This is a genomic window from Cohnella abietis, assembly GCF_004295585.1.
Taxonomy (GTDB): Bacteria; Bacillota; Bacilli; order Paenibacillales; family Paenibacillaceae; genus Cohnella; species Cohnella abietis.
In genome coordinates, this window is sequence record NZ_AP019400.1 from 4,678,143 (window position 1) to 4,700,928 (window position 22,786).

Genomic DNA, 22,786 nt, shown 5'->3' on the forward strand with positions numbered 1-22,786 from the left:
TGTTAAGCCTCATTTCTAAGCGCACTTGTCTCACCTGAATTCGAGCCTTCCCCCTCTTTAAGAAAACGGGAGCCTAGTGAAACCCTGCTTTTTCTGTTAATAATACCATCTAACCAGTTGACTAGTGTTACTCCTTCTTCCTGCGCCTCATAGAAGGCCTTCATTGGAAGCAGCGTATGCGGAGTCGTATGTGTTTTTTCATCGTAGCCATAGTCAGTGAGGAAATAGTGAAAGTTAGGGATATGCTCAACTAGACGCCGCGTTGAAGCACGTAATTGACGGGTCCAAGCCTCCGTCCTTTCCGGACCCACATCATCCCCTTTGACATCCAAATTGCCCTGGAATGATGTCAGCACTTTGTCGTATACGGTGCAAGCATGCAGCAGGACGACATTGTTGGGCAAAGATCTGGCGTTCCCCATAAATGCAGCACCGATCATATCGGCTTCCATAGGGTAGGAAAAGCGACGCTTAAAATCGGCATTCCAGTTTTTATTCACGATATCCGGCCAGCTTTCAGATTCCAGAAAAGAGCTGTCCGAGAGATGATAAATTTCTGAGCTCGAATATCGCTTTGCAATTTGAGTCGCATAGAAAGCAGAGCCAAAGCCACCAGCGCTGGAGCCAGCAATTAATAGCTTTTCTGGGGCTTCAAAATTATCATAGACCCACTTAAGGGCTTCCTCAACGTTATTCTTTCCGTTATGTCGAATATGACGTGCGCCCTTACCATTGGCTCGAACGTAATTAGCGCTAGTATCACCAACATGAAAGTCTCCAGATGCATAAGGGATAAATACAACGTTCCATTCCGAAAATGGATTTTCTGGTTTTCTATCAAACATGCCTCCATGCATGTTAAGAATATAGAAGGGAATTCGGGCAAAATAATATCCAAATTGGCCATGCTTAAGGTAGGAGCGCAGGGACAAAGGCACATTAGCCGTTTCCCCGTTCCAGCAACCACCGCCACCTGAGAAATAAACCATCAGATTGCGGCTGTTGCCTTTTCGTGTATACAAGAAATATTTCGAGCCGTCGGTGGCCGTTGTCCTTTTGCTGAGCCTTGCTTTATTCCATTTTCCAAGCTTCGTTTGCTCAAATCTCTGCCGCCTGCTTGGCCTCTTAATTAAATAGTGATGCAAGTAAACAAACGATAGTACAACTACACCAATGGTATAAAAAATGGCTCTCTTAAATGTGCTCATGCCAATTTCCCCTCTTCCTGTATTTGATTAGATGATGTTAAATTTCTGGTGTGGATATGCTTCCATCCTTTGTTGCGAGCGAGCTCTGGCTGTTTTCCGATAAACACATTGGCGGCAATGCTGTCATCGGCCAGTCGATAGCGTAGCCATGCCGTTAAGTAACCCCTGTGCATTCCGCCGTTCCCCATGCTCTCCAAATGATCCGCCGTCTTCGTCATCGCCATGACAGTAGGCAGCTTCATATTGGCTCGAAGAAGCGCTTCCATATTTGTCGACTTCGGAGAAATAATAAAATCATGTGTTCCTGCCATAAGAAACAAAGAGGATTCCAAATTCTCAGTTTCGTAAATATCCTTCGGTTTGCACCATTTAAGAGCAGGCAGCGCAATTGTGACGATCGTTTGAAGGGGCTGATCCAAATACTTGTTAGCATTTAACACGCCAGTCGCACCTTGTGATTGACCGACTGCGCCAAAACGATCCACCAACAGCTTTCCGTATAACGGACTCTTTTCTTTTTTGTTTTCTTCCAAGACAAACTTAACGGTTTCGGCGATTTCCTTGCCCGTTCCCGTATTTAGACAATAATTAGTTACGACAGTGAAGCCCCATGTGGCTAGATGCTCGAGAAGCCCTTCATAATGCTCAGGCTGAGCATTGGTTCCATTGCCCAAGACGACAACCGGGCTCGCTTCGGACCGATTGTCTGGGTAGATCAGCTTGTATAACGGCCCCCCTGTCTCGTCGCTTATTACAAAGCTTGCAGAGCGGTAAGGGCCCGGCTCCCCATACTTCCGTTCCAGTGGTGCCGGCCTATAGCGATAGAGTAGCGCGCGTAATTTAAGCGCATACATTAAGAGTAAGCCTACGGGGATAATGACCCATTTCGTCCATGATTCTGCTTCCTTGTTCTCAGAAGCTGCCATACTCGCTGTCCCTCCATTTCGAATTGACTTTACATCAAGATCATTAATTGCACACCGTGTGTAATGATTATATGGTTGCGTACATTTTATGTCAATCCTATAAAGTTTGCTTTAAGAATGTGACTCAACCCCAGCAGTTCGCACGTCATGATTAACGTCTGTTTTTGATTGGTTAATTTTTTTGCCCTGACAAATGCTTCTCGGAAGACTATAATAACAAAGGTACGAAATATTATCGGAATGTCCTTGAGGTGCTTGAATTGACCATTATCGTATATGATCTCGAAATGACTGTGCGACGCAAAAAGGGCCAAATCGCTGAAATTATTGAAATCGGAGCGGCTAAAGTCGGTCTCGTTGAAGATGTCCCACAAATTATTGAAACCTTCCAATCCTTTGTTAAGCCCGTCATTGTTCCTCAGTTGACTACAGATACAACTACATTTACTGGGATAACACAAGATGACGTTAATGGAGCGGCAACTCTGGCTCAAGTCGTAAAGGATTATACGGCCTGGATAGGCGACGAGGAATATTTCCTTTGTGCTTGGGGACCTGACGATCAACGCCAGCTTGTTCAGGAGTGTCGCCAACATCAGATAGCTACAGATTGGATTGTTAATCACAATAACTTGCAGAGGATGCTCTCTAAAGTATACAAGCTTGAGAAGCATCAGCAGATGGGGTTAAAGCCAGCTCTGGAAATGCTAGAAATTCCATTCTCAGGCTCCCACCATCGAGCGATGGATGACGCCATTAACACCGCGCAAATTCTTGTAAAGCTATTCGACAAATTCCAGTTCAAACACAACAAGCTGAGCGATGAAACAACCATCGAAAGCGAAGTAGTGTACAAGACTGACCACTACGAAAATTTACCGTTCGCGGGACTTGCTAATTTGTTCCCTGAGCAATAACAGCAAAGAAACTAAAAGAGTGTCCAAAGATAAAGGCGTTGTTTCAGGTAGTCCTATACCTGCAGCAACGCCTTTTGGGCAATCCCTTATTGAGTGTGCTCTGTAACTTCTTATTTGGTTTAATTACCTGTCTCTAGCCAACACGCGAATTACGGACATACTGGTCGATAATTTCGTGCATCTCCTAACAAACTAGTCTCTCCCAGGCACCGTTGCTCGATATTTTCTTCGTACATCTCTTAACACACTAGTCTCTCCCAGGCTCCGTTGCTCGATATTTTCGTGCATCTCCTAACAAACTAGTCTCTCCTAAGTAGAGTTGCTCGATACTTTCGTACATCTCCTATCGATGAAGGGTAAATTAGACGGGCAAACCATTTATCTACTCTCAAATCTATCTGCGACGCTGGTGAGAATTAGTCGGCCTCTACGCTCATCTCTACTCCAAACTGCTGCCGACGGCGCGAATTAGTCGGCCTCTACGATTATCTCATCCCCAAACTGCAGCGATGGCGGGAATTAGTCGGTCTCTCCGCTCATCTCTACTCCAAACTGCTACCGAAGGCCAGAATTAGTCGGTCTCCCCGCTTATCTCTTCTACAAACTGCTACCTATGGCGAGAATTAGTCGGTCTCTCCCCTTATCTCTTCTCCAAACTGTTGCCAATGGCGGGAATTAGTCGGTCTCTCCGCTCATCTCTACTCCAAACTGCTACCGATGGAGGGAATTAGTCGGTCTCCCCGCTTATCTCTTCTACAAACTGCGGCGCACCCGCATATATAAAATAATGTATTCTTTGAAACAAAAGAATAATTCCCCAAACTCTCTCTCTTGTTAAATACAGCCTATCTGGTCAAGCCGTCCGTTTCTGTGATAAAATCAAGGATATGACATTCCGGTTTATCCGAAAGCGAGGGACTATAGATGGCTAACAAGAAAATGCGTTCAGACATGATCACCAAAGGCTTCGATCGCGCACCACATCGTAGCTTGTTACGTGCTGCAGGCGTTAAAGAGGAAGATTTCGGCAAGCCATTCATCGCAGTTTGCAATTCTTATATTGATATCGTTCCAGGTCACATTCATTTGCAAGAATTCGGTAAAATCGTTAAAGAAGCTATCCGCGAAGCGGGTGGCGTACCTTTCGAGTTCAACACCATCGGTGTAGATGATGGAATTGCAATGGGTCATATCGGCATGCGCTACTCACTAGCAAGCCGCGAAATTATTGCCGATTCCGTTGAAACAGTAGTTAACGCTCACTGGTTTGACGGCATGGTATGTATTCCTAACTGCGATAAAATTACTCCGGGAATGATGATGGGCGCTTTGCGCGTTAACATTCCTACACTATTCGTAAGCGGTGGACCTATGAAGGCGGGCAAAACGTCTGATGGACGTTCCATCTCCCTTTCCAGCGTATTTGAAGGCGTTGGTGCTTACCAAGCCGGCAAAATCGACGATAGCGCATTGCTTGAACTCGAACAATATGGTTGTCCAACCTGTGGATCATGCTCTGGTATGTTTACAGCTAACTCCATGAACTGCTTAGCTGAAGGACTTGGACTAGCGCTTCCAGGAAACGGTACGATTCTGGCCGTTGCACCTGAGCGTAGAGATTTCGTAAGAAAATCCGCTAAACAGCTTATGGAGCTTATCAAATTAGATATCAAACCTCGTGACATCGTAACCAAAGATGCTATCGACAATGCTTTTGCACTCGATATGGCTATGGGTGGTTCTACGAATACCGTGTTGCATACACTAGCTCTTGCTATCGAGGCTGGTATCGATTACCCAATCGAACGAATCAATGAAGTTGCAGAACGCGTGCCTCACTTGGCTAAAATTGCTCCTGCTTCCGATTGGCATATCGAAGACGTTCATAATGCTGGTGGAGTTAGTGCAGTTATTAACGAGCTTCTTAAAAAAGAAGGAGCTATCCACGGAGATTGCATTACCGTTACTGGTAAAACTTTGCGTGAAAACGTTGAAGGCTGCGAGATTCAGAATACAGAAGTTATCCATACAATTGATAACCCTCATACTGAGCGTGGCGGATTGGCTGTTCTGTTTGGTAACTTGGCTCCTCAGGGCGCAATCGTCAAAGTCGGCGCAGTTGACAAGTCTGTCGGCGGCTATCACAAAGGCCCTGCTATTTGCTTCGATTCACAAGACGATTGTCTTGCTGGTATCGCTAATGGCAAAATCAAAGAAGGCCATGTTGTTGTCATTCGTTACGAAGGACCTAAAGGCGGACCAGGTATGCCGGAAATGCTTGCACCTACCTCGCAAATTATGGGTATGGGACTTGGCGCTAAAGTCGGCCTGATTACGGACGGACGCTTCTCTGGAGCATCTCGCGGAATCTCCATTGGTCACATCTCTCCGGAAGCTGCCGAAGGCGGACCAATTGCATTCGTTAACGATGGTGATATCATCGAGTTGGATCTTAACAACCGTTCGATTACTCTTCAAATTACTGATGAGGAAATGGATCGTCGTCGCTCTGAATGGAAAGGCTTCGAACCTAAAATCAAACGTGGTTACCTTGCTCGTTACTCCGCAATGGTTACTTCCGCTAGCACCGGCGGCGTTATGAAAATGTAATTTATTCTTCAAGCATAGCAAAGCACCGCCGTCCTTATTGGACAGCGGTGCTTTTATCTTTAGTGGGCTTAAATTACCCAATAGGTGTACCATTAGGTAATTTAATATCTGGTTCCAAGAGAACCACATCCCCCTTTTCCGGTATCCCTCCAAGAACTAATACTTCTGATTTGAAACCCGCTATACGTCGAGCAGGAAAGTTAACTACACCTATTATTTGTTTCCCTATAATCTCCTCAGCCTTATAACGTTTTATTATTTTGAACGTTGTGCTTACTTGATTTTGACCAAAAATACATTCCCATACCGACTAAAGTCAACATACTGCCTAAGAACTGAAATAAAGAAATTGTTTCCCCTAGTAATAAGTAAGCAAGAATAATGGCAAGAACAGGTTCTCCAATAATTCCAACCGAGACTGTTGTTGCCCCAATTGATTTTAACAACAGATTAAAAAGATATTGTCCAAAAATAGTTGGGATTATCGCAAGCAACAAAAAATAAGTCCAATCGGATGAATCGTAATCAATTAAAGAGAAATTATTTAACAAATTGTAAATGAGCATGACGGTACCACCAATAAAGAAAACGATAATGCTGTACACATTTACATCAATTTTACGACTTACTTTCTGCCCTACCAACAGATATGCAGAAATGAACAGTGCACCTATTAACGATAAGCCATCTCCAATTAGAGCATTTCTCGAAATCCCTATGTCTCCCCAAGCTATAATGATTGAACCAAAAAGAGCAACGGACAAGCAAAAAACGGTTAGCAGATTAGCTTGTTCTTTGAACAAAAAGGTTGAACCGATCAGTACAAATAATGGTTGCAACGTCAAGAAGACCATAGAGCTTGCAACTGAGGTATAGACCAATGATTCCATCCAGAATAAAAAGTGTAACCCTAGAAAAAGTCCGGCTAAAAGTACGATAAACCAATCTTTTTTATTCATCTCTACGGAGCGAAGTGTTTTCCAAGGTACAAAAGCGAGCATGATGAATACGGACATATACAATCTGTACATTCCAGCCACAGAAGTGGGTGTATTTGAAAATTTTATCATGATAGAAGAGATAGACACTGACAATATGCTTATAAATAACAAAATAAACGGATGAGAAGGCAATGAAGATTTAATTAATTTACCCATAGGTCCTCCAAGCTGTTAGTACAATTACTTGTGCACAGTATTGTAATGATAAGTCGACAATGGATATAATAATATCATCGCCAACGTTTTTTTCGTGTAACAATATATCTAATTTATATCGAAATATCGTCTAATAAAGGAGTTTGCAATTTGAAAAAACAATTACACGAAGCTATTCAGTACCCTGACGAGGCATTTCCATACATCATGTACACTCATACTAATCATAGATCTATTCCTAAAGGCAGAGGAGTTAATGATTTACATTGGCACGAAGAATTACAAATTACTCTAGTGACCAAAGGGAAACTAACCATACAAATCAATGGTATCGATTATGGTTTAGGAACGGGTCAGGCAATTTTTATCAATAAGAGCGTTCTTCACATTGTTACACACCTAACTCATGACGGTGAATATGTGAGCTTTAATTTTCCGGAGAAGCTACTCGCCTTTTATTCAGATAGTTCCATGCAGAAAAACTATGTACTTCCATTTACTAATTCTTACCTATTATCTTTAGAAATTAATGGTGATGCGGAGTGGCAAAACAAAATTCTTCATATCCTATGGGATATGAAGAAGGAATTCGAAATGAAAAAGTCCTGGGGGTGGCAGTATGAGATTTCCATCAAAACGGTTCAGTTATGGTTAATTCTAATATCCAACATTTCGTTATCCTCAGAGGAGTCCGCTAAACACAACAGACTTCAACAAGAGAGATTGCAATTAATGCTTAGCTTTATCCACCAAAACTATTCAAACAATATAACTTTGAAGGAAATTGCTGAGGTAGCGCATTTGAGTGTTTCGGAGTGCACTCGCAGCTTCAAAAAAGGCATCCATATGACTCCTTACTATTACTTGGTTAAGTTCCGTATTAAAAGGAGCTGCGAGCTATTAGAATCTACTGAATATACGATAACCGAAATTGCCTTGAGGGTTGGCTTCAATCATGTAAATCATTTTATCCAGTCTTTTAAAAAACATTGTGACATTACACCTAAGGAATTCCGAAAAATTAGAAATGTACAGAAACACCACCAAGCAACCAAAAATTAAGGGGCTGCCACATCAGGTCTCTTCAGACCTAATGGAACAACCCCCATACTGTTACCTCTTATGAAAAACTACACCAGCTTGCCGATCGATCCTTCTTCGAAATCCTCGCTAGCTTCCTCCACTTCAGAAGCCTTCTGCTTAGGGATATCCGCCTTTACTGTTCTTTCCCGATCAGGACGCCGCTTCTCCCGCGACTCATCAGCCCAAGTCATCAATATTTCCCGGGGCATAATAAGCATCCGCGGACTCATCGTTTCGCCTCTTTCGCGTACCCTTTTATTACCTGAAGGATGAATGACCCGAATAAGAATTCTTAAATAAATATTTGTAGTCCAGGAGAAAAAACCTCTAGGTAAATCATAAGTCCCATAACCAAGTGATTCCGCACCGCGATGAATCATAGATACGCCATAAAGCGCCTTTACCTTATCACCATTCGTAGCTTTAGCAAGCTCTCTCGCCATATCAGGCAATGTTCTTTCCATCTCACGAATAATTTTTATTCCAATTTGCAAAGTAGACTTAGAATTCATTCCTAACTCAAACAGCATTTGATTCTCGAAATGGATTTCCATAATGTAGTCCCCGGAGTGTAATGTTGCATTTGCACGCAAATCCATTGGCGGCCCCGAGTATCGACGAATACGATAATTAAAAAATTTACCATCCCCCACGGGATGAAGTCTGAACAGAAGGTGGAATACCTTTTCGTATGCCATCCACACGCTTACTAATAGCTTTTTCATGAAGCCAATAGATGGATTATTTTCAACAATAGACTCGTCACTGTTCACTTGGGGTCTCCTCGCAGCCATATGAGTATCTACCCCTTTATTCTTAGCCCGCTCCGTAATTTCGATCATTTCATCAATGCCGATAAAACGATAGCCCATCTTGCGCCCGTCATCCAATATCCGCTCTAAAGCCGAGATTGTATTCGCCGGAGCATCACGATCTGCTCCAAAGGTACTTCCACAGTCATGCAACAGAAATACTTGACCTGGCTTGAGCTTGCCCTTCATGCGTTTATATAGCTTTTCTGCACCTAATCTTTTACGCCAATCTCCGAATAACGAGGTCCATAACACGATTTGTAAATATCCCAGGTTTGCATAATCGAAGACATTCACCATTCCCCAAGGAGGGCGATAGTACATCGGTCTGATACCCGTTATTTTCTTGATAATATCTGAGGTTCGATGTATTTGCCGCTTGACGGTTCGAGGACGCATAAACCAATTCGTATGATGGACGTAATTGTGAATACCAATGATATGTCCTTCTTCATGAATACGAGCAACGATCTCGGGATACCGCTCTGCATTCTCACCTACGACAAAGAAAGTCGCTTTCGCTCCTTCCCGCTTAAGTAAATCTAGAAGCTTTGGCGTATAGACTGGGTCTGGCCCATCATCAAAGGTAAGTGCAACCTCCTTCTTCGCCTGTCCCTTCATAAATACTCTAAATCCAAAAATCCGACTAATTAAAGCTGGTAAAAAAGCGTAAAAAGTCAAAAAATAAAAACCTATCCAGAGGATGATTTCCATGCCTTCCCCACCATCTTGATTGCTGTATTTATAATTGCGTGAGATGTGCGCTTATATCTTCTATTTTATCATACCCCACTGCAAAATAGGCATGGTATAGGCATCTTTTTTGTAATCGTGTACAATAAAAATAAAAATGGGACAGGCGTGCGATAGATCGTGCGTGGAAAAGGTGGATAATCAAATGTTTTCCTTGTATCAGAAGTATTGGCGAACTGCATTCGATATCGGCATCATTGTTTTAACGGTTTGGTTAACGATGTATGTTTTCAGCTATTTGTACAACCTTGCTACTCCCGTTTTTTTATCCTTTGTTGTTTTTTGGTGCATCGAGCCTCTTGCCAAATTACTTAATCGTTGGGGAATTCGAAAAGCGATCGCCTCAGGAATAAGCGTACTTCTTTTTACCATGTTTATTCTGGCTTTATTTTTAGGGTTAGGTTATATCTTTATTGTGCAAATCACTCAGCTCATTAAGGATCTTCCTCATTATCAAGAGCTCCTGAAGGATCAAATTGCAACGATTACCGGCAATATGCAAGGAGGAATTGAGTCTTTGCCAGCCGGTGTTACGGAAAAAATAACGGAAGCTACAGCATTCATTACCGATCTAGGTGCCAAGTGGGCTGTCAATTTTCTTAATTGGCTTGTTCATTTCTTAACCTCCTTCTCCTCGTTCGTGTTAAATTTCTCGATTGCAATCATTCTTGCTTATTTCCTGAGTATCGAGATTGATACATGGAAAAAGCTAAGCTCAGACAAGTCTCCCAAGACATTTAAAAATGCCTTTGAATTTCTCCGTAATAATGTATTCAAAGGGATTGGAGGCTACCTCAAAGCACAAGGGAAGCTTATTAGTATCACCTTTATTGTCATATTTATCGCCCTCTTAGCGCTGAGAGTGGATAATGCCTTTTCTATCGCATTATTGGCAGGCATTTTCGATGTGCTTCCTTTGCTTGGGGTCAATACACTGTTCATACCTTGGGTCGTGTATTTATTTGTCACAGGCGATACCAATCTTGCCATTTGGCTTACTGTATTGCTCCTTGTCGTCACACTTACGAGGCAATTTCTTGAGCCACGCATTACCGGTCAAACCGTTGGAGTATCAGCCTTTACTATGCTTGCTTTCATGATGGTTTCCTTGTCTTTATTCGGGGTCGCTGGCCTCATCTTAGCACCTATCTTAATGATTTTGCTTAAAGCGTTATATGACCAAGGCTATCTCCACAAGTGGGTCCGTTTTCCGAAGGATGAATTCACGATTCATCCTTTCGCTCCTCAGCCTAATGATTCTGTTGTTCCAAAAGGCGAAGGCCGTCCATAATCGCTCCGAAAAGCGAAGCAGCTTTATTGCGCAAGCCTGCTGGCTGATCTTCGATTAGCACAGCAACCGCGTATCTCGGCCGTCCAGCAACAGGCCCGTAACCGACGAACCATTGGTCATTACGGGCTTTTTGCTTGCCTGCCAGCTCTGCTGTGCCTGATTTGCCTGCAAGTGGCCATACAGCGCTCTTAAGAGCGCTTGAGGCAGTTCCTGCCACCACAACCGACCTCATACCCTGTTGGAGCAGCTTCGCTGTTTGTGGCTCAATCTGGCCGTATTTCGATTTTGCAGATTGTATAGCCACCTGGGTCATTAAGTCCCCATCGGAATATCGAATTTCTTTCACGATTCTGGGAGAAAAGACATGCCCTTGATGTAAAATTGTAACAGCCATATTGGCAACCTGAAGTGGTGTCACCCTCACGTCTCTTTGACCAATTCCCGTACCTGTACGAACTCCACCATCCTTTGCTGCCTGCTTGCTTAGAAATATCGAGCCTGCTTCTTCCTCCCCCAATAGGCGCAACGGTTTGCCATCTATGAATTTATCTGTATTCCAGCCGACCTTCCTCCCAAGCCCCATACGCTCCGCAGTAATTTGAAGCCATGCCGGGTCCATCCGTTCAGCGAGCTCAGCAAATACGACGTTACACGATTGCGCAAAGGCCTCCTCCAGCGTTAACTCTCCATGCCCTTCCTTCTTCCAGCATTTCAACCCGTATTTTCCATAATGGCCATCGCAATAAAACCTCTCCTTCCACGTTGTAACACCTGATTCTAATGCGGCTGCTAGAGTTACCGCTTTGAATACAGACCCCGGAGGGGACGCAGCTAAAGCTTGATTACGCTCATCTGTCCCGGTAGCTTTAACATGATAAGGATCTAACCTAGGAACGGAAACCATTGCTAGAATATCCGCATTAGCAGCATCAAGAACTACCGCCGCCCCTTTAGAGATTCCGTATCTACTCAGGACAGATTGTACTAGCTGTTGGATATCTAAATCCAATGTTGTCGTTATCTGCAGTGGGAAGTGAGGGTTGTCAGGAGCTGTTATTCTTAGCCCAAGACCTTCTAAAGGTTTTCTCGTTGCGTCCGTAACCTGCATGACCTTCGTAGGTGCAACCCCTTGAATGAACCGATCTAATGATTTTTCTAACCCCGCGCCTCCAATGGCATTTGTGACATGCATATGATGGTTTAATAGCTGCTGACCATACTCCTCCCATAATCGCTCGGGGTGCTGGGAGATGTAACCAATAGCGTGAATGGGAGTCACTTCTTTCGGATAGCGATTGCGGTATGGAAGCACGGTAACACCTAGTAAATGTGAAAGCTCAACCGCTTTAATCTGCTTCTCCGTTAGGTTTATTGCCAGAGAGGAATGCTCCTCTTGCCATACACCAGGCTCCCTAAGCTCCTTAAACCAGTTATGCAGCCATAACGGCTCGACTCCAAGTGAATTGGCGAGTAATCGTACCTGCTCTTCTGAGCCCCTCGGCATACCGTTGCCTGGAAAAGCCGCTAAGCTTTGCACTGTTATACCTGTTAGTAAACGACCATTACGATCACGAAACTGTCCCCGTCCATTATCCAGTAGAAGCTCATCGGAGCGCTGCTGGATGGCACTTTGAGCAAGAGATTTGCTAGCTGCCTGCATCCCTCCTAAGCCAAGCTGAAGCCAAGCTAATCTTGCCCCTTCTATTCCGAATATAATGGCAAATAGCAGCAGCACATAAATGCCACGCATAGCCCATTCCCGATTCATGAGAATATAGCCCCTCTCTCTTACCTCTTTTCCTATTCATTATTTCCATAGTTGTTATAAAAAAAGCAGTAGACAGGGTATCTATCTCCCCTGCCTACTGCTTTTCTTCTACTTATGAAGATTAAGAAACGGTAAATCGGCTCAAAGACTCACGTAATTGGCCCGATACGGCTTCAAGTCTGCTAGAAAGCTGAACTAAGCCCTCGCTAATGTTCAACTGCTCGTTACTAAGCGATGCAACCTCTTCAGACGTAGCAGATGCTTCCTCTGCAACTGCGCTAACATTACTCATCGCTAGTGATAACGTCAACTGAGCATCTTCAAGATTACGAACCGAATCCGTTGCGGATTCAAGTCTATTAACAAAACCACCCATGTTGTCTTGGACAGTAATGAAAATTTGATTGGCTTCCCGAACAGATTCGATCTGCTCCTGGAATATAGGATAAGCCTCCGATAGCACATTTACCGTCTCGTCGATTTCGCGTGAAATATTCTCAACGATTCCGCCTACCACGCCAATCGATTGCCGAGATTGATCTGCCAGCTTACGAATCTCATCCGCAACAACCATGAAGCCTTTTCCTGCCGCTCCTGCTCTTGCGGCCTCAATTGTTGCATTCAAGGACAAAATATTAGTTTGCTTAGTCATATTGCCAAGCACATCAAGTATTTTGCGAATGGATTGTGTGCTGTCTTTCAGTTTGTCTACCTTTTCTACCATTGAGCGCGTCATTTCTTCCGTTTGACCCGTTTTCTCAGTCAAGCTTCCCATGTACAACGAGCCTTTACGACCTGCTTCCTCTACCTCACTGGCCGATTGTCCCATCTCCGCATTAGAATCAATAACAGACTGAACCTGAGAACCGATTTGAACGGTTAAATCCGTTCCCTTCTCAGACTCCACTGCAAGATTAGTAGCTCCATTGGCGATTTCCTCTGTAGCTATTGCAATTTCCTTAGCAGCATCAGCTGTTTTGCGTGAGGAATCCGTTAAAGCTGCTGCAGTTTCTAGAACCTCTTGAGCCGAAAGGTTAGTCTGACGAACGAGCTTCGTGATCTCCTCCATCATGCGGTTAAAGCTATCAGCAACTTGTCCAATTTCGTCTTTCTTACGGATTGTTGAACGAACGGTCAGATTCCCACTTTCCCCTTCATTCATCAGCGTCCGCAGCTGAGCAAGTGGTCTGCCGACTGAACGCATGACAATTAAGCCAATCCCGGCCGCAATAAGAGCAGCAACCAAAGACATTATCCAAGTGAGGTTGCTAATTGCTTTAGCATCCTTCACAAGTGTAGACACCGGAATATTGCCTATTACTTTCCATTTGTTATTATCAAGAATGCCCGCCGAGGTCAAAGTTTTCGTCCCATCAACCCGGATTGTTGAAGAGCCCTCATCACCAGGCAGCTCGTATTCGTATTTAGAGCCCCACTTTTTAATATCAGGTCCATAAACGATAGTTCCATCAGTCGAAACGATGTAGGAAGAGCTGCCTTCCCCGAATTGAACGGTTTTCATCTTTTCCTGAAGTACTTTCGCCTTCACTTCTAAAATCAAATAATAAGGCTTGCCTTGATTGAGCATTCTTCCCAAAGCAAAAGTAGGTGCGTTGCGGTTTCCATCCAAGCCCGATGGCATTGTAGGAGACCAAACAGCTTTACCATTACCCTCAGCTACAGCTTTAATAAACGGTAATTTGATAATGTCATCATTGCTAATCGCGCTGCCAGTCGTCATGAATTGACCTTTAAAGTCAGCTGGGATTAAAGTAATGGATTCATAGCTGGAATCAGCCATTGCAATTCCGCCCATTTTCTCTGTAAGCTGTCTTGACGTATCAAAAACCTCATAATCATCCTTCGAGATTGTTAAATTTGTTAGTAAGCTGAGAAACGAGTTATCAGTAATGAATTGCAAGGATTGTCTTTCATAGCCCTCTAGAAGCAATGATATCTTACCTGCTGTCTGCTCTGCAGTCGAACTGCTTGCATCTGCTACCTTACTCTGAATGATGGAACTGGATTTGGAATAAGAAAACCAGCCCAACGACAATACGCAAGCCAGTATACTACAAGAAATAAGTAAAAATAATTTCATACCGACGGAACGAATCGGATTTTCAAATTTCGTTTTCTTCAGCTGCCCACCAACGTTCTTAGAAATACGGCCCACCCCTTGTGATGCCTTCTTCAAATTCAACGCTTCCAATTGCTCACGCCACGATTTCTTCATCTGTTTAATACCCTCCGACTATGTAGTGACGACTGATTGGCGGCAAGAAAAAAACTTGCCGAATATCTCCATAAAGTATATATCGGTCGCTTAGCTGGCAACTATTACTTAATTGGAGAAAATTCGACAAGTTCTATTGAATTCCTCTAGTTTATATCAAAATAATTTAAGATAATCGTTTACGCATTAAATCTAGCGGTGACACTGGCTGTAATGTTGCGATACGTATTTTCTGTAGAGGGTGCCTAGCGACGGAAAGCGAATTTCCTTCTTCATCGGTTATTTCAGTTACCTGCTGGATAAACCGTCTACCTCCAGGTCCGAAAAACTCGACCTCCATTCCTGGTCGGAATGGGCTGCGCTGCTGGACGGTTGCGATTCCAGTAGCCTCATCGTAATCTGTCACAATCGCGGCAAAATCATAAGGCGCAGGCTTTTCCTCTGCCTCATAAATATGCTCCTCCGATCCTGGAACTGCATAAAAGAAGCCAGTATTCAGCGGCCTGTTCGCAGCCTTACCGATATCCTCCACCCACTCTGGGAGCAGTTCATACTCCTCAGGACTTTCCATATACGCATCAATGGCTTGTCGATACACATTTACGACGGACGCAACGTAATGAATGCTTTTCATCCGACCTTCGATCTTAAAGCTGTCTACGCCAGCCTCAATTAAATCGGGAATATGCTGAATCATACATAGATCCTTGGAGCCCATCGTAAATAAATTATCTCCCGGCTCCATGATGGATTGCTCATCGGCGTGGAGGTCGTATTTCCAACGGCAGGACTGACAGCAGCCCCCACGGTTGGAATCGCGATCCGTAAAATGATTGGACAACACACACCGTCCAGATACAGAAGAGCACATAGCCCCATGAATAAAAACCTCGAGCTCCACATCTACACGAGCTTTCATTTCCCTTATTTCGTTCATAGTAGCTTCCCTAGCAAGCACGACGCGGGGCAGTCCTTCTTCTTTCCAGAATTGCACAGCCTGCCAATTCATCGTCGACTGCTGAGTGCTTAGATGCACTTCAAGCTTAGGAGCCACCTGCTGTGCGAGCTCAACAATAGCTGGATCAGCTGCGATAATCGCAGCGATTCCGGCATCTTCAAGCTCCTTAAGGTAACTGGTTATTCCATCTAAATCCTCTTGGTGGGCATATATATTCGTAGCCACAAATACTTTCGCACCGTATTTAGCCGCGAATTCTACACCTTCACGCATTTCTTCGAAGCTGAAGTTGTCGGCATTCGACCGGAGACCATACTTCTGACCCCCGATATATACAGCATCAGCGCCGTAATGGACCGCGAACTTCAATTTCTCTAGACTTCCTGCAGGGGCTAGTAGCTCAGGCTTTGCTAACCGCTGTCTTTTCCCCGTCCCACGGGTCGCATTGTGCACTAGAGCTTGGCTCATTGTCGTGCCTCCTTACGAATATCGTTAATAAACCTGTTCCTTATACAAAAATCCGAACCCAAGCTCTCTCTCGGGATTTTGCAGCTTCTGAATGTCTGTTAGCCATTGCTGGTTAAATCGATACCCGTCAGAATTATCTTTCCACTGATCTAATGCTTTGCGATAGCTTCTAATAACAGTTTCATTATAATCATCCGACTTTAGGAGAGACTCGATGTACAAACTATCGACCCCCGCTTGGATAAGCTCTGGTAACGCCTCAATTAAGCATATATCATCTGGACTCATAACGTGGGTACCATTATTATCCTCATACACTGGAAACCGCTCATCCGGGCGCTCAGCCTCAACTAAAAACAACCCTTCGTCTACGCCTCTGCGAACTAATGAGACTTCGCGTCCTAGATGATCTAAGTAGCTCTGCACAAGATTTCTCTGAGAATGATAAATATTCGTCGCCCCGTGAACCTGAACTTGAATTTCCATTCCAGCCTTGCTCTTAAAATCAATAATTTCTTCCTCGTTGAGTTCCCTCGCTACGACTGCGCGTGCTGCTCCCCGTCGTCCCCAATACGAAGCCGCTGCAGAGTTGGTTCCTGTCATCTCTGCATTCCAATGCAAGGTCATATTCGGTGCAAATTGTCTTATGTTTAATAACACAGCTGGATCTCCGAATACGACAGCATCAGCATGGGCTTCATTAGCCAAGGTAATATACTCCGGCAATAAGGGTAGCTCGTCGTTGCGAAAAAGCTTATTCATATTTACATAAGCTTTCGCACCTAATCGATGGGCAGCTGCGATTGCTTCCTTCAGATTGATATCAGTGATGTCTCCCGGCTGTCTCATACCAAACCGAGATTCACCCACTAGCACGGCTGAAGCTCCTGCTTTAATGTACCGTTCTATTTGCTCTATTGAACCAACGGATACGAGCAATTCAGGTATTAGGGCTGTAATGGATACACACCTCCAGGAAGTCTTCGACCCGGCGCCCTTTATACAAAGCACATGATTAAGTGCATTGCATAAGCTCGCCGGGCCGGAGCGCGTCATCGTCTATCAAACGCGTCTTTATTATTTTTTGACGTTTTTCTCACTTAAAGTAATATTTTTTTGATGCTGCTTGTACGTTACAGCGAATAGATGACTATTTGTTCCGTCTTTTTTCGTAACGTAGTAGAAGTAATCCGTTTTCTCCGGGTACAACGCTGCTTCGATTGATTTCAAGCTCGGGCTGGCAATCGGTCCTGGAGGTAGTCCCTGATTTACGTAAGTATTGTACGGGCTGTTCACCTTGAGATCAGCATTTAACAGTCGTTCCTTCTGCTTATCAAGCAAATATTGAATCGTAGCGTCGATTTGCAAAGGCATTTTCTTCTTCAGACGATTCTGAATAACGCTTGCGACGATCGGACGCTCCTCATCAATAACGACCTCTCGCTCCACTAAGGAAGCAATCGTCAACAGCTGATGAACGGTAAGTCCACGTTCCTCTAAGACGATCTGCCAATCCTCTGGCAACTGATCAAGCTTGTGATCAAGCTCTGAGAGCATACGATTGATAAGGTCGACTTCGGTGCTACCACTCTTCATCTCATACGTTTCCGGGAATAAATATCCTTCTAACGGAAACCTTAGGCTGTTATCGGATGGTAAATTTTTAGTCCATAAGGAGCCAGTTAATTGTTGTGGCTTTCCAGCTGCTTCTATAAACTTAGCCTTGTCTATACCCGCTATATCCGCAAGCCTTGTCGCGATTTGCTGTACCGTAAAACCTTCTGGTATCGTAAATCGGATTGTAGCCCCTGCAATAATGTCACCATTATTCAGTTTTGTGACGATTTCATCTCGGGTCAGGCCTGGCGTAAGCTCATAAACTCCTGCTTGGAATTTCGAGCCTTCACCCTGCATCTTGAGCCAAACGCTAAAAAGAAAAGAACTTCGTATAAGTCCATTTTGCTCTAGCTCTTCCGCAACCTTCTGAGCACGCATGCCGCTGCTTATCGTTATTTTTACCGGCGTAGCGGATGCTGCAGGCGCTCTAAGACCATTCCATAAATATAACAAAACTCCCACCAAAACAGACAATACTAATCCTGAAGCGATTAGAAAGGACCATAGCAATACCCGAGGCTTACGACGGCGGACGGCAGGAAAGCTCTGTGTACGTGCAGTTTCAACCGGCTCCTCTGGAGTACGCTTACTCGATGAACGCATAGGAGTCGAATTCGACAGTCTACCGCCTGGTGGAATGCTTGATTCCGTAGCTGCAGCTGTTTCGCCTGTTCCCTTCTCCTTGCTCTCATCGTCCGTTATCTTATTGCCGTATATGGATTTCCAACCTTGTGATGTCGGCTCATCATCTCTGTCCACGCCTTTTCCCCTCCAGCAAGCCCCGTATTCGTAAAAAAGAGCGGTCGCCCGCTCCCTTGTCACTCATACTTAAGGCTGGTCGTCACTGCCAAACTGAGAATCGTCGAAAGCTTCGGCAACGAGCTCCCATTCTTCTTCATCCGAAATCGTTTCAAGCTGAACATCTCCGCTTGTGTCCCCGATTACTCGAAACACTTCGAAATCATCGTCTTGCTTCATAGCTTCCGATTGCAGAATAACATAATCTCTGCCATTCACGGTTAGCTCGGACAGTATGTGATAAGACTGAGCCGTGCCATCCTCGCCATGTAGCTCAACTTGATCTCCAAATGCTTGTCGTAATGCTGATAGCTCACTTGGAGCTTTATTATTGTGTGGCATTTAGAATTAACCTCCCGAAGCCTTGCTTTGCCGTATGTTCGGCTTAGCCTTTATTTTCTTCAGCTGCGTCGAACTCACCAATTAAGGTATTGAAGGTTTCTTCTACCATGTCCCACTCTGCTTGATCCTCAATAGGGAACAATTTGATTTCTTCATTCTCTTCCTCATAACGGAAAGCAAACACCTCTTGCTCTTCATCGCCATCCTCTTCTGCAGGGACAACCATTAAGTATTTGCGATCCGTACCGTCGTCTAATTCAAAACGCATGATGACTTCAAATGCTTCATCATTACCCTCATCATCCGCGATATAAATAATTTCTGCTTCTTCTTCGTTGTTAATCAAGTCTGTCATGACCATTCCTCATTTCGATATTGAATCAAGATAGCTTTGCAATAATATTGCGGCTGCCATCTTGTCGATGACTTTCTTACGCTTCGCTCTGCTAACATCAGCTTCAAGTAATGTACGCTCCGCAGATACTGTCGTCAACCTCTCATCCCACATATTAACGGGTAAGGATAGTTTCTGCTTCAGTTGATCTGCGAATTCGATACAATTTTCCCCACTTGGGCCGATCGAACCATTCATGTTCTTAGGTAAACCCACAACAATACTCTCTACTTCATATTCTTTGACTAATTCGGCAATACGAACCATAGGATCTTTAACAATCTTCTGATCGATAACCTCTGTACCCTGAGCAGTCCACCCGAATAAATCGCTCATGGCAACACCGATCCGTCTTTCCCCATAGTCCAAACCCATAATTCTCATGGGCTATCGATTCTGCTGAAGATAGAAACGAACGAGTTCTTCAATTAATTCGTCACGTTCCTTCTTGCGAATCAGACTGCGCGCATTATTGTGACGGGGGATAAAGGCCGGGTCGCCAGAAAGCAGATAGCCGACGATCTGGTTGATAGGATGGTACTCTTTCTCCACCAAAGCATCGTGCACAGTAAATAATATGTCGCGTGACGAAACTTCCTGGGGATCCGCAACGACGTTAAACTTGACCGTATGGTCCAGATGGTTATTGTCCGATGAGCTCATCTCTATAGCACCTCGTTTTCGCTGACCAACTTTAAGACACTTACATTTATAATAACATATTCTAAGGTGGACAGGAAATTACTGCCTACCCACCATCAATAGTTTAACACTATTTCCCTGAGACCTGAGCTAGAACTAGCTGCTCAACAGCTGCTAATGCCTCAGATAATTTGGATGGATCTTTGCCGCCTGCTTGAGCCAGCTCTGGCTTACCGCCGCCACCGCCTCCGCAAATAGCTGCGACTTCTTTAATGAGCTTGCCCGCGTGCAATCCTTGTGGAACTAGATCAGAAGTTACAGCAACAACAAAATTCACCTTGTCCTCAGAAGCAGCGCCAAGTACGAGAACTGCTGAGCCGAGCTTTAGCTTGAGCTCGTCGGCAATGCCACGAAGCACGTCCATATTTCCTGCTTGGACCTGCGTAGCCAAAAGAGTAACTCCTCCAACCGTTTTAGCTGCTGAAACAAGATCTGCTGCCTCTAAACGGCTAAGCTTGCCTTGAAGAGACTCATTGTCCCGCTGAAGCTGGCGAACCTCGCCCTGAACAGATTCGACACGCTTAGCAACATCATTAACTCCGCATTTTAACTGGGCAGCTGCATTCTTTAAGATGCTAATTTGATCATCCAGGTAATTATAAGCATTGCGACCTGTTACAGCTTCAATACGGCGAACACCAGAGCCGATTCCGCCTTCGCTTACTAGCTTAAACAGTCCAATCTGTGAGGTATTGGTGACATGACAGCCTCCGCAGAGCTCTAGACTATAATTGCCGACTCGAACTACCCGAACAATATCTCCGTATTTCTCACCGAACAATGCCATTGCTCCAAGCGCTTTGGCCTCTGCAATAGGCTTAAAGCCTATATCGAGCTCAGTTCCAATCCAAATTTGTTCATTAACGCGTCGTTCCACGTCCGCTAGCTCTTCGGCAGTAATCGCACCGAAGTGCGAGAAGTCAAAACGGAGTCTTTCAGGGTCCACGAGAGAGCCTGCTTGGTTAACATGCTCACCTAGAACGTCCTTCAATGCTCTGTGTAGCAAATGAGTGGCTGTGTGGTTACGGACGATGGCGCCGCGATCCGAAGCATCAACCGTAGCTGTCAATGTATCACCGACACGCAGCACTCCTCCTGTTACAAGCACCTGATGAACAGGCTGTCCATGCGGTGCCTTGCTCATTCCGCTAACCTCGGCATTAAGGTCTTTACCGATTAACACTCCACGGTCGCTAACCTGTCCGCCGCTCTCCGCATAGAACGGAGTACGATCGAGCACAACGAATACCTTCTGGTCTACGCCTGCAGATTCGACGAACTCATTATCCGCCACAATAGCAATAACGCGAGCCTCAGCAGTTAATCCATCGTAACCGACAAATTCACTTTTATCTGTATAGTCAGCCAAAGGTCCGCCTTGCACCTTCATGCTGTCAGTTTCCTGACGCGTAGAACGACCACGGTCCCGTTGCTCCTGCATCGCAGCATCAAAGCCTTCACGGTCGACTGTCATTCCTTGCTCCGTAGCGTAATCTTCAGTTAAATCAAATGGGAAGCCATATGTGTCATACAGCTTGAAGGCATCCCTACCTTCAATTGCAGTAAGTCCCTCGGCACGTGCCTTCTTGCATAAGTCAGCCAGTATCCCCAGCCCATCTGTTAAGGTTTCGTGGAAACGCTCTTCCTCTGTACGAATAACCTTCTCAATAAATTCACGTTTTTCAACAACTTCAGGGTAGTAGCTCCCCATAACTTCACCAACTGTTGCAGTAAGCTCCCAAAGGAACGGACGATCAATACCAATGACCTTACCGTAACGAACAGCGCGACGAAGCAGACGGCGAATAACATAGCCACGTCCATCGTTGGAAGGAGATACTCCATCACCTACAGAGAAAGCTACTGTACGAATATGGTCTGCTATAACCTTAAGAGCTACATCGTGCTCCTCATTTACTTTATATTTCACACCCGCAATGCCACTAGCGCGTTCAATCAACGGTATGAACAAGTCCGTATCGAAGTTAGAATCTACATCCTGCAAGATGGATGCGAACCTTTCAAGTCCAGCTCCAGTATCGATATTCTTATTCGGAAGCGGAGTATAGCTACCGTCTTTGTTGTGATTAAATTCAGAGAAAACAACATTCCATACTTCAAGGAACCGCTCGTTCTCTCCGCCTGTCGTACAATCTGGATCGGAAAGGCTTCCATACTTGTCTCCACGATCATAGAAAATTTCTGTACACGGTCCGCATGGGCCTTCGCCAATATCCCAGAAGTTGTCCTGCAGCTTAACGATTCTCTCAGATGGCAGACCAATCTTCTCGTTCCATATCCGGTAAGCATCTTGATCCTCAGGATATACCGTTACAGAAAGCTTCTCTGGGTCAAAGCCGATCCATTGAGGGCTTGTCAGAAATTCCCACGCCCAAGTAATAGCTTCTTCCTTAAAATAATCACCTATGGAGAAATTGCCGAGCATCTCAAAAAAGGTATGGTGCCGACGAGTTTTACCAACATTCTCAATATCATTCGTACGAATACACTTCTGAGAGTTCGTGATTCTTGGATTTTCTGGAACGACTCTTCCGTCAAAATAAGCTTTAAGCGGTGCCATTCCTGCATTAATCCATAACAAGGACGGATCGTTATGCGGAACTAGCGGTGCGCTTGGTTCGATTCTATGACCTTTGCTTTCGAAGAACGCCAGCCATTTGCTGCGTATTTCTGCTGCCTTCATTGGTTTCATTAGGAATCCTCCTTAAATAACTAAAAAAATCGC

At 44.6% G+C, this 22,786-nt stretch carries 18 protein-coding genes and 1 pseudogene; 4 read left to right on the forward strand and 15 right to left on the reverse strand.

Annotation, left to right across the window (positions count from 1 at the left end; translation table 11 throughout):
• Positions 1-2: 2 nt before the first annotated feature.
• Complete coding sequence (locus tag KCTCHS21_RS20640; RefSeq protein WP_130612733.1) at positions 3-1,208, reverse strand: pectin acetylesterase-family hydrolase; 1,206 nt, start codon at positions 1,206-1,208, stop codon at positions 3-5.
• On the reverse strand, positions 1,205-2,134 hold the full coding sequence (locus tag KCTCHS21_RS20645; RefSeq protein ID WP_130612736.1) for a poly(ethylene terephthalate) hydrolase family protein: 930 nt from the start codon (positions 2,132-2,134) through the stop codon (positions 1,205-1,207). Before KCTCHS21_RS20645 ends, KCTCHS21_RS20640 begins: the two co-directional genes overlap by 4 nt.
• A 251-nt stretch (positions 2,135-2,385) precedes the next feature.
• Here KCTCHS21_RS20645 and KCTCHS21_RS20650 point away from each other — a divergent pair, with 251 nt between their 5' ends.
• Both KCTCHS21_RS20650 and ilvD read left to right on the forward strand, forming a co-directional pair.
• Positions 2,386-3,051 carry a 3'-5' exonuclease gene (locus KCTCHS21_RS20650; RefSeq protein WP_269472722.1) on the forward strand — a complete coding sequence of 222 codons (666 nt, stop codon included), beginning with the start codon at positions 2,386-2,388 and terminating at the stop codon, positions 3,049-3,051.
• Positions 3,052-3,975: 924 nt separating this feature from the next.
• Positions 3,976-5,661 (forward strand): dihydroxy-acid dehydratase, encoded by a 1,686-nt coding sequence (ilvD, locus tag KCTCHS21_RS20655; RefSeq protein WP_130612742.1) that lies wholly within the window; start codon positions 3,976-3,978, stop codon positions 5,659-5,661.
• Between the two features lie 73 nt (positions 5,662-5,734).
• Here ilvD and KCTCHS21_RS20660 read toward each other — a convergent pair.
• Both KCTCHS21_RS20660 and KCTCHS21_RS20665 read right to left on the reverse strand, forming a co-directional pair.
• Positions 5,735-5,962: pseudogene (locus tag KCTCHS21_RS20660) on the reverse strand (tRNA-binding protein); the annotation flags it as partial.
• The gene (locus KCTCHS21_RS20665) at positions 5,904-6,818 is read right to left on the reverse strand and encodes a DMT family transporter (RefSeq protein ID WP_130612745.1); all 915 of its coding nucleotides are present in this window, start codon (positions 6,816-6,818) and stop codon (positions 5,904-5,906) included. The pseudogene KCTCHS21_RS20660 and the gene KCTCHS21_RS20665, both read right to left, overlap by 59 nt.
• A 150-nt stretch (positions 6,819-6,968) precedes the next feature.
• On the opposite strand from KCTCHS21_RS20665, the gene KCTCHS21_RS20670 reads away from it, so the two are divergent.
• A complete protein-coding gene (locus tag KCTCHS21_RS20670; protein ID WP_130612748.1) occupies positions 6,969-7,880 on the forward strand; it encodes an AraC family transcriptional regulator in 912 nt (303 codons plus the stop codon).
• A 68-nt stretch (positions 7,881-7,948) separates the two neighbouring features.
• Here the strand turns inward: KCTCHS21_RS20670 and KCTCHS21_RS20675 are convergent, their stop codons facing one another.
• Positions 7,949-9,427, reverse strand: a complete 1,479-nt coding sequence (locus tag KCTCHS21_RS20675; RefSeq protein ID WP_130612751.1) for a polysaccharide deacetylase family protein — start codon at positions 9,425-9,427, stop codon at positions 7,949-7,951.
• 184 nt (positions 9,428-9,611) lie between these two features.
• Here KCTCHS21_RS20675 and KCTCHS21_RS20680 point away from each other — a divergent pair, with 184 nt between their 5' ends.
• Positions 9,612-10,757, forward strand: a complete 1,146-nt coding sequence (locus KCTCHS21_RS20680) for an AI-2E family transporter (RefSeq protein WP_130612754.1) — start codon at positions 9,612-9,614, stop codon at positions 10,755-10,757.
• Here the strand turns inward: KCTCHS21_RS20680 and KCTCHS21_RS20685 are convergent.
• The 10 genes from KCTCHS21_RS20685 to alaS all read right to left on the reverse strand — a co-directional run bounded on the left by KCTCHS21_RS20685 (position 10,717) and on the right by alaS (position 22,744).
• Positions 10,717-12,525: a peptidoglycan D,D-transpeptidase FtsI family protein gene (locus KCTCHS21_RS20685; RefSeq protein WP_130612757.1), complete on the reverse strand. Its 1,809-nt coding sequence runs from the start codon at positions 12,523-12,525 to the stop codon at positions 10,717-10,719. The genes KCTCHS21_RS20680 and KCTCHS21_RS20685 overlap by 41 nt on opposite strands.
• Positions 12,526-12,646: 121 nt before the next feature.
• Entirely contained in the window at positions 12,647-14,761 is a 2,115-nt protein-coding gene (locus tag KCTCHS21_RS20690; protein WP_130612760.1) for a methyl-accepting chemotaxis protein, read from the reverse strand.
• 166 nt (positions 14,762-14,927) lie between these two features.
• A complete protein-coding gene (locus tag KCTCHS21_RS20695; RefSeq protein ID WP_130612763.1) occupies positions 14,928-16,187 on the reverse strand; it encodes a peptidase U32 family protein in 1,260 nt (419 codons plus the stop codon).
• Positions 16,188-16,211: 24 nt separating this feature from the next.
• Positions 16,212-17,126: a peptidase U32 family protein gene (locus KCTCHS21_RS20700; RefSeq protein ID WP_232057907.1), complete on the reverse strand. Its 915-nt coding sequence runs from the start codon at positions 17,124-17,126 to the stop codon at positions 16,212-16,214.
• 138 nt (positions 17,127-17,264) lie between these two features.
• Entirely contained in the window at positions 17,265-18,563 is a 1,299-nt protein-coding gene (gene mltG / locus KCTCHS21_RS20705; protein ID WP_130612769.1) for an endolytic transglycosylase MltG, read from the reverse strand.
• Between the two features lie 69 nt (positions 18,564-18,632).
• A complete protein-coding gene (locus KCTCHS21_RS20710; RefSeq protein WP_130612772.1) occupies positions 18,633-18,944 on the reverse strand; it encodes a DUF1292 domain-containing protein in 312 nt (103 codons plus the stop codon).
• Between the two features lie 43 nt (positions 18,945-18,987).
• The gene (locus tag KCTCHS21_RS20715) at positions 18,988-19,299 is read right to left on the reverse strand and encodes a DUF1292 domain-containing protein (protein WP_130612775.1); all 312 of its coding nucleotides are present in this window, start codon (positions 19,297-19,299) and stop codon (positions 18,988-18,990) included.
• Positions 19,300-19,308: 9 nt separating this feature from the next.
• Positions 19,309-19,722, reverse strand: a complete 414-nt coding sequence (gene ruvX / locus KCTCHS21_RS20720) for a Holliday junction resolvase RuvX (protein WP_130612778.1) — start codon at positions 19,720-19,722, stop codon at positions 19,309-19,311.
• 3 nt (positions 19,723-19,725) lie between these two features.
• The gene (locus KCTCHS21_RS20725; protein ID WP_130612782.1) at positions 19,726-20,001 is read right to left on the reverse strand and encodes an IreB family regulatory phosphoprotein; all 276 of its coding nucleotides are present in this window, start codon (positions 19,999-20,001) and stop codon (positions 19,726-19,728) included.
• 109 nt (positions 20,002-20,110) lie between these two features.
• Positions 20,111-22,744, reverse strand: a complete 2,634-nt coding sequence (alaS, locus tag KCTCHS21_RS20730; RefSeq protein WP_130616623.1) for an alanine--tRNA ligase — start codon at positions 22,742-22,744, stop codon at positions 20,111-20,113.
• Between the last annotated feature and the right edge of the window lie 42 nt (positions 22,745-22,786).

Excerpts from the sequence above, each read along its gene's own strand:
- KCTCHS21_RS20640 (WP_130612733.1), bottom strand. The coding sequence starts at position 1,208 with ATGAGCACATTTAAGAGAGCCATTTTTTATACCATTGGTGTAGTTGTA.
- KCTCHS21_RS20645 (WP_130612736.1), bottom strand. The coding sequence starts at position 2,134 with ATGGCAGCTTCTGAGAACAAGGAAGCAGAATCATGGACGAAATGGGTC.
- ilvD (WP_130612742.1), top strand. The coding sequence starts at position 3,976 with ATGGCTAACAAGAAAATGCGTTCAGACATGATCACCAAAGGCTTCGAT.
- KCTCHS21_RS20665 (WP_130612745.1), bottom strand. The coding sequence starts at position 6,818 with ATGGGTAAATTAATTAAATCTTCATTGCCTTCTCATCCGTTTATTTTG.
- KCTCHS21_RS20675 (WP_130612751.1), bottom strand. The coding sequence starts at position 9,427 with ATGGAAATCATCCTCTGGATAGGTTTTTATTTTTTGACTTTTTACGCT.
- KCTCHS21_RS20680 (WP_130612754.1), top strand. The coding sequence starts at position 9,612 with ATGTTTTCCTTGTATCAGAAGTATTGGCGAACTGCATTCGATATCGGC.
- KCTCHS21_RS20685 (WP_130612757.1), bottom strand. The coding sequence starts at position 12,525 with ATGAATCGGGAATGGGCTATGCGTGGCATTTATGTGCTGCTGCTATTT.
- KCTCHS21_RS20690 (WP_130612760.1), bottom strand. The coding sequence starts at position 14,761 with ATGAAGAAATCGTGGCGTGAGCAATTGGAAGCGTTGAATTTGAAGAAG.
- KCTCHS21_RS20695 (WP_130612763.1), bottom strand. The coding sequence starts at position 16,187 with ATGAGCCAAGCTCTAGTGCACAATGCGACCCGTGGGACGGGGAAAAGA.
- KCTCHS21_RS20710 (WP_130612772.1), bottom strand. The coding sequence starts at position 18,944 with ATGCCACACAATAATAAAGCTCCAAGTGAGCTATCAGCATTACGACAA.
- KCTCHS21_RS20715 (WP_130612775.1), bottom strand. The coding sequence starts at position 19,299 with ATGACAGACTTGATTAACAACGAAGAAGAAGCAGAAATTATTTATATC.
- ruvX (WP_130612778.1), bottom strand. The coding sequence starts at position 19,722 with ATGAGAATTATGGGTTTGGACTATGGGGAAAGACGGATCGGTGTTGCC.
- KCTCHS21_RS20725 (WP_130612782.1), bottom strand. The coding sequence starts at position 20,001 with ATGAGCTCATCGGACAATAACCATCTGGACCATACGGTCAAGTTTAAC.
- alaS (WP_130616623.1), bottom strand. The coding sequence starts at position 22,744 with ATGAAGGCAGCAGAAATACGCAGCAAATGGCTGGCGTTCTTCGAAAGC.